The 15246-nt window shown below is 63.6% G+C and carries 16 protein-coding genes and 1 pseudogene; 10 read left to right on the top strand and 7 right to left on the bottom strand.

Going from position 1 to position 15246, the window contains the following annotated elements; translation table 11 throughout:
• Window position 1 precedes the first annotated feature (1 nt).
• Entirely contained in the window at window positions 2-1477 is a 1476-nt protein-coding gene (locus AC04SH_RS04205) for a M81 family metallopeptidase (protein WP_488574045.1), read from the top strand.
• A gap of 31 nt (window positions 1478-1508) precedes the next feature.
• On the opposite strand, the gene AC04SH_RS04200 is transcribed toward AC04SH_RS04205, so the two are convergent.
• The 5 genes from AC04SH_RS04200 to pdxY all read right to left on the bottom strand — a co-directional run bounded on the left by AC04SH_RS04200 (window position 1509) and on the right by pdxY (window position 6516).
• Window positions 1509-3563 carry a M3 family metallopeptidase gene (locus tag AC04SH_RS04200; protein WP_488574044.1) on the bottom strand — a complete coding sequence of 685 codons (2055 nt, stop codon included), beginning with the start codon at window positions 3561-3563 and terminating at the stop codon, window positions 1509-1511.
• Between the two features lie 88 nt (window positions 3564-3651).
• Entirely contained in the window at window positions 3652-4065 is a 414-nt protein-coding gene (locus AC04SH_RS04195; RefSeq protein ID WP_488574043.1) for a nuclear transport factor 2 family protein, read from the bottom strand.
• 10 nt (window positions 4066-4075) lie between these two features.
• Window positions 4076-4720, bottom strand: coding sequence for a carbonic anhydrase (locus tag AC04SH_RS04190; RefSeq protein ID WP_112561294.1), 645 nt, complete (start codon window positions 4718-4720; stop codon window positions 4076-4078).
• A gap of 150 nt (window positions 4721-4870) precedes the next feature.
• Window positions 4871-5635 carry a DUF429 domain-containing protein gene (locus tag AC04SH_RS04185; protein ID WP_488574042.1) on the bottom strand — a complete coding sequence of 255 codons (765 nt, stop codon included), beginning with the start codon at window positions 5633-5635 and terminating at the stop codon, window positions 4871-4873.
• Window positions 5632-6516 (bottom strand): pyridoxal kinase PdxY, encoded by an 885-nt coding sequence (gene pdxY, locus AC04SH_RS04180; protein ID WP_488574041.1) that lies wholly within the window; start codon window positions 6514-6516, stop codon window positions 5632-5634. The genes AC04SH_RS04185 and pdxY overlap by 4 nt, the downstream gene beginning before the upstream one ends.
• On the opposite strand from pdxY, the gene AC04SH_RS04175 reads away from it, so the two are divergent.
• From AC04SH_RS04175 to ppa, 8 genes and pseudogenes are all read left to right on the top strand, one after another.
• The gene (locus AC04SH_RS04175) at window positions 6479-6976 is read left to right on the top strand and encodes a hypothetical protein (protein WP_488574040.1); all 498 of its coding nucleotides are present in this window, start codon (window positions 6479-6481) and stop codon (window positions 6974-6976) included. The two genes, pdxY and AC04SH_RS04175, sit on opposite strands and share 38 nt — an antisense overlap.
• A 51-nt stretch (window positions 6977-7027) precedes the next feature.
• A complete protein-coding gene (locus AC04SH_RS04170; protein ID WP_488574247.1) occupies window positions 7028-7660 on the top strand; it encodes a LemA family protein in 633 nt (210 codons plus the stop codon).
• A 19-nt stretch (window positions 7661-7679) separates the two neighbouring features.
• A complete protein-coding gene (locus AC04SH_RS04165; RefSeq protein ID WP_488574039.1) occupies window positions 7680-8507 on the top strand; it encodes a TPM domain-containing protein in 828 nt (275 codons plus the stop codon).
• Window positions 8508-8556: 49 nt separating this feature from the next.
• A pseudogene (locus tag AC04SH_RS04160) lies at window positions 8557-9024 on the top strand (TPM domain-containing protein); the annotation flags it as partial.
• Window positions 9025-9075: 51 nt separating this feature from the next.
• Complete coding sequence (locus AC04SH_RS04155) at window positions 9076-9969, top strand: TPM domain-containing protein (protein ID WP_488574038.1); 894 nt, start codon at window positions 9076-9078, stop codon at window positions 9967-9969.
• Window positions 9970-9974: 5 nt separating this feature from the next.
• Window positions 9975-10613 (top strand): TPM domain-containing protein, encoded by a 639-nt coding sequence (locus tag AC04SH_RS04150; RefSeq protein ID WP_488574037.1) that lies wholly within the window; start codon window positions 9975-9977, stop codon window positions 10611-10613.
• Between the two features lie 168 nt (window positions 10614-10781).
• Complete coding sequence (locus AC04SH_RS04145; RefSeq protein ID WP_112561301.1) at window positions 10782-11288, top strand: GNAT family N-acetyltransferase; 507 nt, start codon at window positions 10782-10784, stop codon at window positions 11286-11288.
• Window positions 11289-11518: 230 nt separating this feature from the next.
• Window positions 11519-12052 (top strand): inorganic diphosphatase, encoded by a 534-nt coding sequence (gene ppa, locus AC04SH_RS04140; RefSeq protein WP_477310419.1) that lies wholly within the window; start codon window positions 11519-11521, stop codon window positions 12050-12052.
• Window positions 12053-12313: 261 nt separating this feature from the next.
• Here ppa and AC04SH_RS04135 read toward each other — a convergent pair whose 3' ends face one another.
• Entirely contained in the window at window positions 12314-12910 is a 597-nt protein-coding gene (locus tag AC04SH_RS04135; protein ID WP_488574036.1) for a hypothetical protein, read from the bottom strand.
• Between the two features lie 268 nt (window positions 12911-13178).
• Window positions 13179-13796: a TetR/AcrR family transcriptional regulator gene (locus tag AC04SH_RS04130; protein WP_488574035.1), complete on the bottom strand. Its 618-nt coding sequence runs from the start codon at window positions 13794-13796 to the stop codon at window positions 13179-13181.
• Between the two features lie 73 nt (window positions 13797-13869).
• Here AC04SH_RS04130 and AC04SH_RS04125 point away from each other — a divergent pair, with 73 nt between their 5' ends.
• Entirely contained in the window at window positions 13870-15153 is a 1284-nt protein-coding gene (locus AC04SH_RS04125) for an MFS transporter (protein WP_488574034.1), read from the top strand.
• Window positions 15154-15246: the final 93 nt, after the last annotated feature.

The following is a 15246-nucleotide window of genomic DNA, read 5'->3' as shown; positions in this document are numbered from 1 at the left end:
CATGCGCATCTTCACCGCCTCGCTGGCGACGGAAACCAACACCTTCTCACCGGTGCCGACCGACCGGGCGTCGTTCGAAATGGCGTTCTATTCCGGTCCGGGAAAACATCCGGACACGCCGACACTGTGCTCGTCGCCAATGGTTGCGCTGCGCCGGCGTGCCGCCAAGGATGGGCTGACCGTCATCGAAGGCACCGCCACCTGGGCGGAGCCCGGGGGGTTGGTACAGCGCCAGACCTATGAGGCGCTGCGCGACGAAATCCTCGGCCAGTTGAAGGCCGCACTGCCGGTCGACGCCGTCATTCTTGGCCTGCATGGCGCCATGGTGGCGCAAGGCTATGACGATTGCGAAGGTGATCTGCTTGAACGGGCACGCGCCATGGTCGGGCCGGATGTGGTGATCGCGGTGGAACTCGATCCGCACAGCCATTTGACGCCGAAGCGCGTCGCGGCGTCAAACATCATGGCCTACTTCCTCGAATTCCCGCACACCGATTTCTACGAGCGCGGCGAGCATGTCGTCGAGCTCGGGCTGGCGGCGGCGGGCGGCGAGATCAAGCCTGTTATCTCGACCTTCGACTGCCGCATGATCCAGGTGCTGCCGACCAGCCGCGAGCCAATGCGCTCCTTCGTCGACCGCATCAAGGCGCTGCACGGCAAGGACGGCGTGCTGTCGGTCTCGGTCATCCATGGCTTCATGGCGGCCGACGTGCCGGAAATGGGCACGCGCATCCTCGTCGTCACCGACAATGACAGGGCCAAGGGCGATGCGCTGGCGGAGAGGCTGGGGCGTGAGCTCTACGCCATGCGCGAGAAGACCGCGATGACGATGCTGAACACCGAGGACGGCATTGCGCGGGCGCTGGCCGTGCGCAAGGAAAACCCCGGCAAACCGGCGGTCATCGCGGACATCTGGGATAATCCCGGCGGCGGCGTCGCCGGCGACGGCACCGTGGTTCTGCGCGCCATGCTGGCACGCGGCGTCGACAATATTGGCGTGGCAACGATCTGGGACCCGATCGCCGTCACCTTCTGCCAGGCTGCCGGAGAGGGCGCCGTCATCGATCTGCGCTTCGGCGGCAAGGCCGGGCCGCTGGCCGGTGAACCGATCGACGCGAAGGTGCGGGTGCTGAAGGCGGTTCCGGAGGGATGGCAAAGCTTCGGGCCGAGCCGGGTGACGCTCGGGCCGACGGCGCTCGTGCGCATCGAAGGCACAGAGGTCGATATCATCCTTAACACGAATCGCACGCAGACCTTCGAGCCGGATATTTTCTCCAACATCGGCGTCGATCCGATGAGCAAAAACATTTTGCTGATCAAGTCGACCAACCATTTCTACGCCGGCTTTGAACCGATCGCGGCGGAGATCATCTATCTATCGGCGCCGAGCTCGTACCCGAGCAATCCGGCGGTGACGGATTACAAGAAGCTGACGCGGCCGGTATGGCCAAGGGTCAAGGATCCTTGGGCGGTGTAATCTCCCCCTCGAGGGGGGAGAGTATGCAGCGCTACACCAGTCCCCGCTTCACCATCATCGCTTCCGGCGACGGCATCTTGCCACGAAACGCCATGTACAGCTCCTCCGGATCCTTCGACCCACCGGCGGCGTAGATGTTCTTGCGCAGCCGTTCGGCCAGGGCCGGGTTGAAGGGGTCGCCGGTTTCCTCGAAGGCGGCGAAGGCGTCGGCGTCGAGCACTTCCGACCACATGTAGGAATAGTAGCCGGCTGAATAACCGTCGCCGGAGAAGACGTGGCCGAAATGCGGGGTGCGGTGACGCATGGCGATGGTGTCGGGCATGTGTAGCTTCTCCAGCGTTTTGGCTTCGAACTGAAGCGGCTGGTCCGGTGCATCCGAGCGTGCGTGATAAGCCATGTCGATCAGCGCCGAAGCGGTAAACTCGACCGTGGCGAAGCCGGCGCCGAAGGTGCGGGCGGCCAGCATTTTGTCGAGCAGCGCTTTCGGCATCGGGTTGCCGGTTTTCACGTGCAGCGCATGTTTTTCCAGCACCGCCGGCACCGTCAGCCAATGCTCGTAGAGCTGCGAGGGCAGTTCGACGAAATCGCGGCTGACCGACGTGCCCGCCACCGACGGCCAGGTGACGTCGGTCAGCATGCCGTGCAGCGCATGGCCGAACTCATGAAACAGGGTTTTCGCCTCATCGACCGACAGCAGGGCTGTTTCACCTGCAGGCGGCTTGGCGAAGTTCATGATGTTGTAGATGACCGGCTTGGAGCCATCGCCAAGCTTATAGCCGGACTTGAGCGCGCTCATCCAGGCGCCCGAGCGCTTCGAGGAGCGGGCAAAATAGTCGGCGAGGAAGAGGCCGCGCTCGCTGCCGTCGGCGTTCTTCACCACGAAGGTCCGCGCGTCCGGATGCCAGGCGGCAATGCCCTTCTTCTCCTCGAAGGTGATGCCGAACAATTTGGTCGCGACGTCGAAACAGGCGTCGATGACGCGGTCGAGCTGCAGATAGGGCTTCAGTTCCGCCTCGTCGAAAGCGAACTTTTCGGTTCGCAGCTTCTCCTGGTAGAAGCGCCAGTCCCAGGCGGCGAATTTTTCGTTGCTGCCGGCTTCGGTCGCCAGCCGCTCCAGTTCCTTCTGGTCGGCAGCCGCCTTCTCCAGCGCCTTCTCCCACACCGGGTCGAGCAAATCGTGCACGGCCTTCGGCGTCTTGGCCATGGTGTCGTCAAGCTTCAGCGCGGCGAAGGAGCCGTAGCCGAGCAGCTTTGCCTTCTCGGCGCGCAGCTTCAGCATGTCGCGCACCACTGACGTGTTGTCGCTGGCGCCGCCGTTCTGGCCGCGCATGGTGAAGGCGCGGAAGGCGGTCTCGCGCAGGTCGCGGCGCTCGGAGAAGGTGGTGAACGGCTCATAGATCGAGCGCGACAGAGTGACGGCGTAGCGGCCCTTCTGGCCGCGCGTCTCGGCGGCTTCGGCCATCGAGCTCTTCACGAAGTCCGGCAGGCCGGCGAGATCGGCCTCGTCGAGGAACAGCGCCCAGTCGCGCTCGTCGGCCAGCACGTTCTGGCCAAAAGTGGTGCCTAGCGAGGACAGTTCCTCGCTGATGTTGGCTAGCCGCTTCTTGCCGTCGGCGTCGAGCTTGGCGCCGGAGCGGACAAAGCCTTTCCAGGTCTTTTCCAGCACGCGCAGCGTCTCGGCGTCGAGTTTGAGCGTTTCGCGGCGCTGGTAGAGATCGTCGATGCGGGCAAACAGTTTCTCGTTCATCGAGATCGCCGAGAAGTGCCTCGACATTTTTGGCGAAATCTCGCGCTCCAGCGCCTGGATCGCGTCGTTGGTGTGGGCGCCGGCCCGGCACCAGAAGATCGACGACACATGGTCGAGCGGCTCGCCGGCGAGCTCAAGTGCTGCCAGCGTGTTGTCGATGGTCGGTGCATCCTTGTTGCCGGCAATGGCATCGATCTCGGCCTCGTGCGCCTTCAGCGCTGCGTCGAACACTGCGGAAAAATCGCCGTCGCCGATGTTGGCGAAATCCGGCAGGCCGAGCGGCCCTTGCCATTTGGTCAGCGGATGGGCGGCGAGGTCGACGGTTTTCGTGGACGACATGGGGGATCTTTCGATGATTGGCGGGGCTTGCTGACCGATGTAGGGCGATGCCTGGCGCGGCGCAACAGCGCGGCCGTTCAAGCTGGCGTCAGAAGCCGTCGCAATTTTCCGCGATCGCCGCTTGCGAACTGGCGGTGATGCGGTTGCCGGTGACGGCAAACGTCTCCTGCATCAGCATGTCATTGTTGGGGAAATCATAGCAGGCGATGACCGTGGTGACGCCGGCCTCGCTCTTTTCGACGCGATGGCGGATCGCGGCGCCGGCCACCGCACCCTTCCATTCGTCGATCGAGGCGATGAATTCCTGCTTCGACTGCACGACGCCGAGATCGTCGAGCTTTATGCGGACATCGTCGGCGAGCAGGTCCGACAATTCGGTGCGGTCGGCGACCAGCAGCGCCGAATACCAACGGTCGATGATGGCGCCGTCATCGGCGCGGGCAGGGGCGAGCGTCAGCGTCAGTACTGCCACGACGAAAGGGACCGCACGCCAATCCCGCATTTCTCGCCTCCTACGTCAAATCCGGCCGCTCGAAGTCGCCGGTGTCCTTGTTCATCACCCAAAGTTCGCCTGTCGAAATGTCGAACCAGGCGCCGTGCAGCGCCAGCCGTCCCTTGCCTTCAAGGATCGAAACGCAAGGGAATGTCCTGAGATTGGCAATCGAATAGCGGATGGAAATGCGCTCCAGCGCCGTCTGCCGTTCGGTCGCCGTCATGAAGGTGCTGGACGACACGGTCTCGGCCGCCGGCGCGATCAGGCTCATCCATTTGCCGATGAAGTCGCCGGGCGACAGCGGCGCCGAATTGGGATCGAGCGCGGCGCGGATGCCGCCGCAGCGGCCATGGCCCATCACCACGATGTTCTTCACCTTGAGGCTCTGCACGGCGAATTCGAGCGCGGCCGAGGTCGAGTGGAACTCACCATCCGGCGCGTATGGCGGCACCAGATTGCCGACATTGCGCAACACGAAGAGTTCGCCAGGGCCGGCGTCGAATATCGCTTCGGGGGCGGCGCGGGAATCGCAGCAGGCAACAATCATGGTTTCGGGCGACTGCCCCTCGCGGGCGAGCTCACGATAGCGTCCGCTCTCGGTGAGATAGCGGCCGTTCATGAAGTTGCGATAGCCGTTGAGAAGGTGTTCGGGGAGGTGGGGCATGGGCGGAGGACGGAGCCTTTCCGGGTTGGAGACGGCAGCTCGTTTTCAGTTGAGAAAGCCTCTAACGGCAAAAACCCGTCGTGGGCAATGCCGAATTGCGGATGGCTCCGTCGCAAATCGTCATGCGGCGCGCATGGCTCACGGCTTGCTTCAAGCCCAAATCGCGACGGGAATGCCGAAACGGTCGGCTAGCGGCTGGTCGGGGAACGACCTTGCTTCACCGCGGGCTATGCGTGCGGCAATCAGCATCATCACGGCCGCGTCGAGGAAATCGTCCGCGGCAGCCCCTTTCGGTGGCGGCTGGTCGAGAAAGGCTCTTTCATAGCCATTCCGGCACAGCAGCGCCTTGCGCTCTTCCATGCCGGCCGGATTGACGACGCCCTTGATCTTCTTCGGCAGCGTCATCGGTTTTTCGCCGTTCAGCCGGCAGAAGGCGACTTCCGGATGCGATTCGTAGACGCGGCCGCGTAAATGGGGGCGCGCGATCAGCAAAGCGTCGATCTCGCGGATTTTGGCAAAGATGCCGAATGCCTGGATCGAGACGCCGCGTGGCGGATCCGATGTCGCCTTGGCGATTTCGCTGGCGCGGCGAAGCGCTGCATACCAGGCCTCAACCGTGGTGAAGTCGTTGGTGTCGGCGTAAAGGGCCGCGCGGGACGGGATAGAGAAAACGCTGGATTGCCTGTCACCAAGCAGCAGCCGCACCAGTGCCTCCGGCCCGCGTCCGCCTCTTTGCGAAAAATCCGGCAGGCCGATCGGCATGTCGACGGCCAACGTTGCATTCGTAGGCAAGGCGTCGAGAAGGGCTGCGAAGCTTGGAAAGACAGTCACCGAGGGCACAGTGCCCGGATGGCGATGGACGGCGATCCAGCCGGCCTTGCAGCCGTCGACGCCGACGATCACGGCCGAGGTCACGCCCGGCGGTCCCGCCCCGGATGTGTGAGATGGCGCAACTGCACCATCGCCATCGGGTGCGACAGGCTCTGGGCATCGGTTTCCAGCTGCAGTTCGTCGCCGCCGCGCTTGGCTGTGCGTGCCAGGATCTCATAGACGGCGGCCGTGGTCGACTGCAGCGCCTTGATCGGCGGCTGTCCCGACAGGATGCGGGCGAGGTAGACGGCAGCGGTCAGGTCACCCAGCCCATTCGGCGGCTTGTCGATCAGGCGGTGTTCGGCCAGCAGCGCCTGGGTGCCATCAAGCAGCAGATTGCCGGTGCCGCCGGTCATCATCGACGGCGCCGACGTCACCAGCATGGTGCGCGGTCCTGCGTGAAGGGCGGCTGCAATGACCGATTTCAGGTCGGGCAAGGGCGCCCCTGCCATCCACTCCAGCTCGAAGCGGTTGGGGGTGGCGATATCCGCGATCGGCATCAGCCGATCGCGCATGGCGGCGGCCGTCGGCTCGGGCACGTAGAGCCCGCCGGAATCGCCCATCACCGGGTCACATATATAGACCGCGTCCGGCGTCTTGGCCTTGACCGCAGCAACCAGCGAAGCGACGGCCTCGGCCTGGCCGGCCTCGCCGAGATAGCCCGACAGCACGGCGCCGACCTCGCCCAGCCAGGGCGCGCGTTCGAGATCGGCCATCAGCGCCTTGAACTGGTCGAGCGGCGGCACGATGCGCGTCGCCCGGCCATGGCCGGGATGCCAGGGCAGGATGACCGTCGGCACCGCCCACACCGGGAAGCCCAGCGTCTCCAGCGCAAACACGGCGGCGCGGTTGCCGACCGAGCCGCGGGCGACATGGCTGGAAATGACGATGACCGCGCGCGGCGCGTCGGCTTTTTCGCTGTTCATGGAATTCCTAGGTCAGGATAACGTTTCGTTGAATCGTCATCCTGATCCATTTCTTTTGTTGGAGCATGATCTTTTCCGAAAACCGGTTCCCACTTTTCAGGATCATGCTCTAGCTGCCCCGGGAGACGAAATACACGAGCCAGATCAACAAGCCGAGGGCGAAGATAAGGCCAAGCGTTCGGCCAATGCGGGTGCCCCAGACCTCGATCGGATCGGAGCGGTCGGCCTCGGCGGCGGTGACGTGATCGCGCGCGCCTTTCGCGGCACGCGCTATGAACGACGTGCCGCCCGGGCCGCTCTCGTTTGCCACGCGCTCGATAATGCGGCGCGATTCGCTGTCATCGTCTTGGCGTTGCGCCATGATCCTGTCCTGTTTGCCGGCGACCTTACCGTGTTCGCGCGGTCAATCACAGGGCCTCGCGAGCGCATGCGTGCGCGCCAGCCGCAGACATTTTCTTGAGCGCGGATTGTGCTAATGCTTCGCATGCAACTTCTGTCGAGGGACCACATTATGTTTGCCCAGCGCCTTGCCATCCCCTTCCGCAACCTGCCGGCCGTGCTGATGATGGCCATCGTGCTGCCGCTGCTTGCCGGCTGCGGCTACAACACGATTCCCACGGCGGAGGAAAACGCCAGGGCAGCTTGGAGCGAGGTGCTGAACCAGTATCAACGCCGCTCCGACCTGATCCCCAATTTGGTCGAGACGGTCAAGGGCTATGCGGCGCATGAAAAGGACACGCTCGACGCGGTGGTCGAAGCGCGCGCCAAGGCAACGCAGATCACGGTGACGCCGGAAACGCTGAAGGATCCCGAAGCCCTCAAGAAGTTCCAGGATGCCCAGGCAGGGCTGACCAGCGCACTGTCACGGCTGATCGCGGTGTCGGAGGCCTATCCCGACCTCAAGGCCAATCAGAATTTCCTGGCGCTGCAGGCGCAGCTCGAAGGCACCGAGAACCGCATCGCGGTGGCCCGGCGCGACTACATCCTAGCGGTCAAGGACTACAATCTGACACTGAGGACCTTCCCCTCGGTGCTGTGGGCAACCTTCTGGTTCCGCAGCAACGAGCCCTTCGCCAACTTCACTGTCGATGAAGACAAGATGCAGCCACCGAAGGTCGATTTCGGGACAAAGCAGGGCGGGTGATAGCCGGGGATCATCTGTCGTGATCTTGCAGGCCGATGAGGGGCGGCACAGCATTCGCGTTTTCGCGTTTGTGCTCCTCGTCCTTTTCCTCCCCCTCGCAGCCTTCGCCGCCGATCTCCCGGCGCTGACCGGTCGCTTCGTCGACAATGCCGGCATCATCGATACGGCGACCGAGGCGGCACTCACCCAAAAACTCGCCGACTTCGAGACAAAAGGCTCCGATCAGATCGTCGTCGCCACGATCCCCAGCCTCGACGGGGAAGAGATCGAACCCTATGCAAACCGGCTGTTCCGCTTCTGGAAGCTCGGCCAGGCGAAGGAAAACAACGGCGTGCTGCTGCTGGTGGCGCCGAATGACCGCAAGATGCGCATCGAGGTCGGCTATGGGCTGGAAGGCACGCTGACCGACCTGCACACGAAACTGATCATCGAAAACGACATGGTGCCGGCTTTCCGCGCCGGCGATTTCTCCGGCGGCATTTCCAAAGCCGTCGACGACATGGTCATGGTGCTGGAAGGCAATCCGGAGGAACTGGAGGCGCGCGGAAAGCGCAACGAGCAGCCGCCCATCGACATGGACAATCTGTTCTTCACCGTCTTCATAAGCATCTGGGCGATCATCTTCTTCGGCAGCATGGCGGCCTCCATCCTGCCGCCGATCTTCGGCAAGAAACTCGGCCCCGGCCGCTACCGCTGGCTGGGCATGACATTCGAGCCACGCAAGCGGTCATCCGGCGGCGGCTGGTCTTCGGGCGGTGGCGGCTGGTCGTCGGGCTCAAGCGGTGGCGGTGGCTTTTCAGGCGGTGGCGGGTCGTCCGGCGGCGGCGGCTCGTCTGGGAGCTGGTGACGAGATGACCACACGCATCATCAGTTCCTGGCATGGCCGTCTCGTTGCAATGACCGGCGCTGCCTTGCTGGGCTTGGCGGTGTTGCTCGTCGGCTTCGCAGCGCTGGCGGCGGAGTTGCCCGTACTCACCGGTCGTGTCGTCGACAATGCCGGCATCATCGACGCCGCGACCGAGGCGGCGCTGACGCAGAAGCTGGCGGATTTCGAGACCAAAGGCTCCGACCAGATCGTCGTCGCCACGATCAACAGCCTCGGCGGCGAGGAGATCGAACCTTACGCCAACCGGCTGTTCAACTTCTGGCAGCTCGGCCAGGTGGGCAAGAACAATGGCGTGCTTTTGCTGGTGGCCAGGGGCGACCGCAAGATGCGCATCGAGGTCGGCTATGGGCTGGAGGGCGCGCTGACCAATTCGCACGCCACACGGATCATTGAAAACGATATGGTGCCGGCCTTCCGCGCCGGCGATTTCTCCGGTGGCCTTTCCAAGGCCGTCGACGACATCATCAAGGTGCTCGAGGACAGTCATGGCGCTTGAGGGCAATCCGGACGCGTTGGAGGCGGTGTCGATATGATGATGCCCATCATCAGCCCCTCCAGGCGTTTCACCGCCGGTGCGTTGTTTGCCTTGGCGGTGTTGATCTTCGGGTTTGCCGCCATGGCGGCGGAGTTGCCCGCGCTCACCGGTCGCGTCGTCGACGATGCCGGTATCATCGACCCCGCGACCGAGGCGGCACTGACCCAGAAACTGGCCGACTTCGAGACAAAAGGCTCCGACCAGATCGTCGTGGCAACGATCAACAGTCTCGACGGAGAGGAGATCGAGCCCTACGCCAACCGGCTGTTCCGCTTCTGGAAGCTCGGCCAGGCCGGCGAGAACAATGGCGTGCTTTTGCTGGTGGCGCCGAACGACCACAAGATGCGCATCGAGGTCGGTTATGGGCTGGAAGGCACGCTGACCGATCTGCACACAAAACTGATCATCGAAAACGATATGGTGCCGGCTTTTCGTGCCGGCGATTTCTCCGGCGGCATTTCCAAAGCCGTCGACGACATGGTCATGGTGCTGGAAGGCAATCCCGAAGAGCTGGAAGCGCGCGGCAAGCGCAATCCGGCCGACAACAGCACGCCCATCGATCCTATAGTCGCGATCTTCCTGATCCTGTGGGCGACGATGTTCTTCGGCGGCCTGGCGATGGCCTTCCTGCCGCCGATCTTCGGCACCAAGCTGTCGCCGGGCGTCTATAAATGGCTGGGCATGACCTTTCGCTATGGCCAGAAGCCGAGCGGATCGTCTTCGGGTTCAAACAGCTGGACAACGAGGTCGTCGTCGGGCTGGTCGTCGGGCAGTGGATGGTCTTCAGGAAGTTCGGGCAGCAGCTGGTCGTCGGGCTCAAGCAGCGGCGGTGGGTTTTCAGGTGGCGGCGGTTCGTCCGGCGGTGGCGGGTCTTCAGGGAGCTGGTGAGAGACATGGCAACACGACCGATCAGCCCGCAGGACCATGAGCGCATCGCCACCGCGATCCGTGCCGCCGAATCGAAAACCGACGGCGAGATCTACTGCGTCGTCGCGCATGCCAGTGACGGCTATTTCTTTCCGGCCGCCTTCATGGCGACATCCGGCATGCTGATCGTCAGTCTGGCCGTCGCCTACGGGCTGGAAGCCTGGTGGCTGTCGATCCGGCTGCCGCATTTCGTCCTCGCGCAGCTTTTGGCACTGGCGTCGGTGCTGGTGCTGTTGTGGGCGCTGCCCAATTTGCGCATCCATCTGGTGCCGCGCCGGCAGCGTTATCAGGCGGCACATGACAATGCGCTCAGGCAATTCCTCGCCCGCAATGTCCACCGCACCACGGCCCGCACCGGCGTGCTGGTCTTCGTGTCGATCGCCGAGCGCTATGCCGAGGTGGTCGCCGACTCGGGCATCAACAGCAAGGTCGGCCAGCATGTCTGGGACGGCGTTATCCGCGACCTTACGCAGCATGCCGGCGACGACCGGCTCGCCGACGGCTTCGTCAAGGCGACCGAGCAGGTCGGCGCGGTGCTGGCCGAGCATTTCCCGGTTACATCGGACGATGCCAATGAGCTGGACGACCATCTGGTCGAGATCTGAAAAGCCTGCAAACGCTACCCTGACGACCGTTTGACCGCCTTGGCTGCGCGCGTTTTCAAGCCGGCTCTGGCCCGATGTCACCAGTGTCGTGGTCGGCTGTGAGAAAGCGGTTGGCGGGCTGGCCTCGACTCTTGCAAATGGCCGATGCGGGTTTATGGTTAACAAATCATGAATACGCTGAGCATCGACATCAGGAAAGCAGAACCGCGCGACGCCGGCGCCATTGCCGACGTGCATCAGCAGGCCTGGGAGGGCGCCTATTCCGGCATCATCCCGCATCGCTCGCTGACCTCGATGATCAACCGTCGCGGCGCCGACTGGTGGGCGAACGCGATTCGCCGTGCCGCCACTGTGCTGGTGGTCGAGATCGGCGGCACCATTGCCGGCTATGCCACGATCGGCAAGAACCGCGCCCGCGAGCTTCGGCAGCAGGGCGAGATCTACGAGCTTTATTTGCGTCCGGAGTATCAGGGCATCGGGCTCGGCAGCCGGCTGTTCAAGGCGGCACGGGCACGGCTTGCCGACCACGGACTGAAAGGCATGGTGGTGTGGGCGCTGGAAGACAACCAGAACGCGCTCGCCTTCTATGCCGGCGCCGGTGGCCGCGATGTCGCCGAGGGCGTCGAGATTTTCGAGCAGAAGGCGCTGAAGAAGGTCGCCTTCGTCTGGGAATAACGAGCACCGCCCGGAGCGTTTCACCGTTTCGAAGAAACGGCGAACCCCTCCATCTCCTTGTTTTGACGCAATTCCGGACGGAAAACCGCTCACACTTTTCCTGGAATTGCTATCGGTTACAGCCCGTTCACAAACTGTGCACTTCCATGGGCGCTGCGTACCGATCGCCGCATTGCGTCCTTGCGCTTCGCCCGCTATCGATCTTGGAAATCGAGAGAGGGATTTGAGCCATGCGCATTGAAGCCATTGCCAGCGGAAAGAATCCGCCTGACGACGTCAACGTCATCATCGAGGTGCCGATCGGCGGCGAGCCGATCAAGTACGAGATGGACAAGGAGGCCGGCACGCTGTTCGTCGACCGCTTCCTGCACACTTCGATGCGCTATCCCGGCAATTACGGCTTCGTGCCGCACACGCTGTCGGGTGATGGCGACCCGATCGACGTTCTGGTCTGCAACACCCGCGCGCTGGTGCCGGGCTGCGTCATCAATGTGCGGCCGATCGGCGTCCTGATCATGGAAGACAATGCCGGCCAGGACGAGAAGATCATCGCCGTGCCGTCGCCGAAGCTGACGCTGCGTTATGAAAACGTAACCGAATACACGCAGCTGCCCGACATCACCCGCCAGCAGGTGCAGCACTTCTTCGAGCACTACAAGGATCTCGAACCCGGCAAATGGGTCAAGATCGAAGGCTGGCACGATTCCAAATACGCCAAGAAGATGATCGTGGACGCCATCGCGCGGGCGAAGGCGGCGAAGTAGGCGGCGACGCTGGGGGTGGGAGCGGCCGCTAAGCACGGCGCCGCCCCTCATCCGCCTGCCGGCACCTTCTCCCCGTATAGTGATGGGGAGAAGGGAGTAGCCCGGCCCTCGGCTTCTTATTCTGCAACGTGTGTGATTGGCGAAAGCTGCGATGACAGCGTTTTTCTCCGCGTCACTATACGGGGAGAAATGTCCGGCAGGACAATGAGGGGCAGCACGAACCGACGACACTGCATAAGGGGCGTCCAGCGCGAACGGCCCTTAATTATCCACCCTACCAAACGCCGGCACGTTGCCGATGACCGTGTGCTTGTCCTTGCTGCAGGCAAAGGTTTTGGCCTTTTCGTCGGCCAGTTTTCGCGCCTGGTCGTTGGCTTGCGGGTTGCCGGTAGCCAGTACCAGGCCGATTGTGCAACCGTCGCGGGCTTCCATCTGCGCGACCTTGGCCACCAGCAGCACTTCGGTCGGCTTGTTCTCATCCTCGGGATTGCTGATCGAGCGGCGGTGGATGACGGCGAAAGGAACGGCGACGTCGCCCTTGCTCTCGATGCGCCACTCGACCTTGGCGCCGGACGAGTTGAAGCCGGAAAAACTCTCCCAGACCGTCGTCATGTCGCCACCGGGCGGAAACCCGTAGAACAGCGATTCACGCGCATCGTCATAAGCGATCAGAACGGGATAGCCGCGATAGCCGGAGCAGGCGAGTTCGGCCCAGTCGCCGTCGCCCTCCTCGGCCTGCGCATAGGTGACACAATCCTTTTGGGAGTCGAGATCGGTGTAGGCGCTGGATATGCCATCGGCATGGGCTGCCTGGCAGAGACCGGCAAGGGCAAAGGGGACAAGCAGCAGGGTGCGCATGTGGACGTCTCCCGTGGAGTTCGTCCCAGCCTATCGCCAAATTTTCGGCAGGCCTAGCGCCCCATCCATCGGCAAAGTTGGCGCTGCCCCTCATCTGCCTGCCGGCATCCTCTCCCCGTAAACGGGGCGAGGGACGCTCCCGCCACCGATTTCGCCAATCACCAGCGTTGCAAGAGAGTCGCCGGCGGCGCGGCCGGCCTCTTTCTCCCCGTTCACGGGGAGAAATGCCCGGCAGGGCAATGAGGGGCGGCGCCAACGCCCGAGAATGTTACTTCTTCAAGCTCGCCTCGATCAGCAGGTCGGCGTTGTGCGCTACCGATGCCGCCGGGCCGCCGAGGCCGAACAGCTGGCCGCTGATGTAGGCGCCTTCGATCAAAAGCAGCAGGCCGTCGCCGAGCGTGTCAGGGTCTTGCGCGCCCATCGCGGCGGCCATGGCGCGCAGGCGGTGGCGCAGCTCCTGCTTGTTGGCCTCGCTGACAACGCGCGCCGGATGGCCGTGTTCGGGGTATTCCACCGCCGCGTTGGTCATGCCGCAACCGCGATAGTCCGGTCTTTGCGTACGCTTGCCGACGCGGGTCAGGAAGGCGCCGATCTGCGCGCGCGGGTCGCCGGGATGGGCGGCGACGGCTTCGTCGAAACGCTCCCAATATTCACGGTCATATTGCCGCAGATACGAAGCGGCGAGCTCGTCCTTGGAGGGGAAGCTGCGATAGAGGCTGGGCTTGGTGACGCCGGCACGCTTGACGATCTCGTCGACGCCGATTGCCCTGATGCCGCGCCGGTAAAATAGGTCGTAGGCGACGTCGAGGATCTTCTTGGCAGCCTTAGGCGGCGCCGCTGCATGACCGTCGTTGATGGTCAGTTCAATATTTTTGTCCGTTGGCATCATATGACTCGATTGACGTGTTACCGATCGGTACGTATACATCTCCTCACCCTGCAACGTACCGGTCAGTAACATGATAGCTCAATCCCGTCCCTTTGGCCAGCGCTACGCTTTCGTCGTGGTCGGCGTCATCTTCCTTTGCCTGCTGATCGCGGCCGGTCTGCGTTCGGCTCCCTCCGTGATGATGCTGCCGCTGGACAAAAGCTTCGGCTGGGGGCGCGATACCGTTTCGATTGCCGCTGCCATCGGCATCTTCCTCTACGGTCTGACCGGGCCGTTCGCCGCTGCATTGATGGAGCGTATCGGGCTGCGCCGCACGCTGCTTGCCTCGCTGGCGATCATGTCCGGCTCGACCGCGCTCAGCCTGCTGATGACCGAGCCATGGCACCTGTTCCTCACCTGGGGCGTGTTTTCCGGCATTGGCTCCGGCGCGGTTGCCACCGTGCTCGGCGCCACCATCGTCAATCGGTGGTTCAAGACCAATCGCGGCCTCGTCATGGGGCTGATGTCGGCCTCCAGCGCCACCGGCCTGCTGGTGTTCCTGCCGCTCCTCGCCTCGCTCGCCCAATCCGGCGGCTGGCAACCGGTCGCCATCGCCGTCTCTGTCGCCACCGCCTGTCTGCTGCCGCTGGTCTGGCTGCTGGTGCCGGAGCGTCCCGCTTCGATCGGCATGGTGCGCTATGGCGCCGAGGCCGATGATGTGCCGCCGGTGTCGCCGGCCTCGCAAGGCAATTTCCTGGCGCATACGCTCAACACGCTGCGCCGTGCGGCGGGAACCAGGGTATTCTGGTATCTGTTCGCCACCTTCTTCGTCTGCGGATTCACCACCAACGGGCTGGTCGGTACCCATCTGATCTCCTTTTGCGGCGACATGGGCATCGGCGAGGTGCAGGCGGCCGGCCTTTTGTCGATGATGGGCATTTTCGACCTGATCGGCACGACGCTGTCGGGCTGGCTCACCGACCGTTTCGACCCGCGCAAGCTGCTCGGTGTCTACTATGGCATTCGCGGCCTGTCGCTGATTTACCTGCCCTATTCCGGCTTCTCGGCGACCAGCCTGATCATCTTTGCCGTGCTCTACGGTCTCGACTGGATCGCCACCGTGCCGCCGACGCTGCGGCTCGCCAACGAAGCCTTCGGCGACCGCAGCGGACCGATTGTGTTCGGCTGGATCGTCGCCGGCCACCAGGTGGGTGCGGCCGCCGCCGCTGCCTTCGGCGGCACCATGCGGGAATTGCAGGGCAATTATGAACTGGCCTTCCTGATCGCCGGCATGACGGCGATTGTGGCGGCGTGTCTGTCGCTGCTGATCAACACGAGCCGGCCGGCCTTCGAACCGGAGCCGCAGGTGGCTTAAACGCGGCGGTAATCTCCCCCATTGAGGGGGAGATGGCCGCGAAGCGGCCAGAGGGGGTCGGTCCGACCGGGCGAGGCGTCCTTGCGGCGAAGG

It is taken from the genome of Mesorhizobium sp. CNPSo 4688, assembly GCF_057784295.1.
This window is presented reverse-complemented; position numbering and strand designations above follow the sequence as displayed.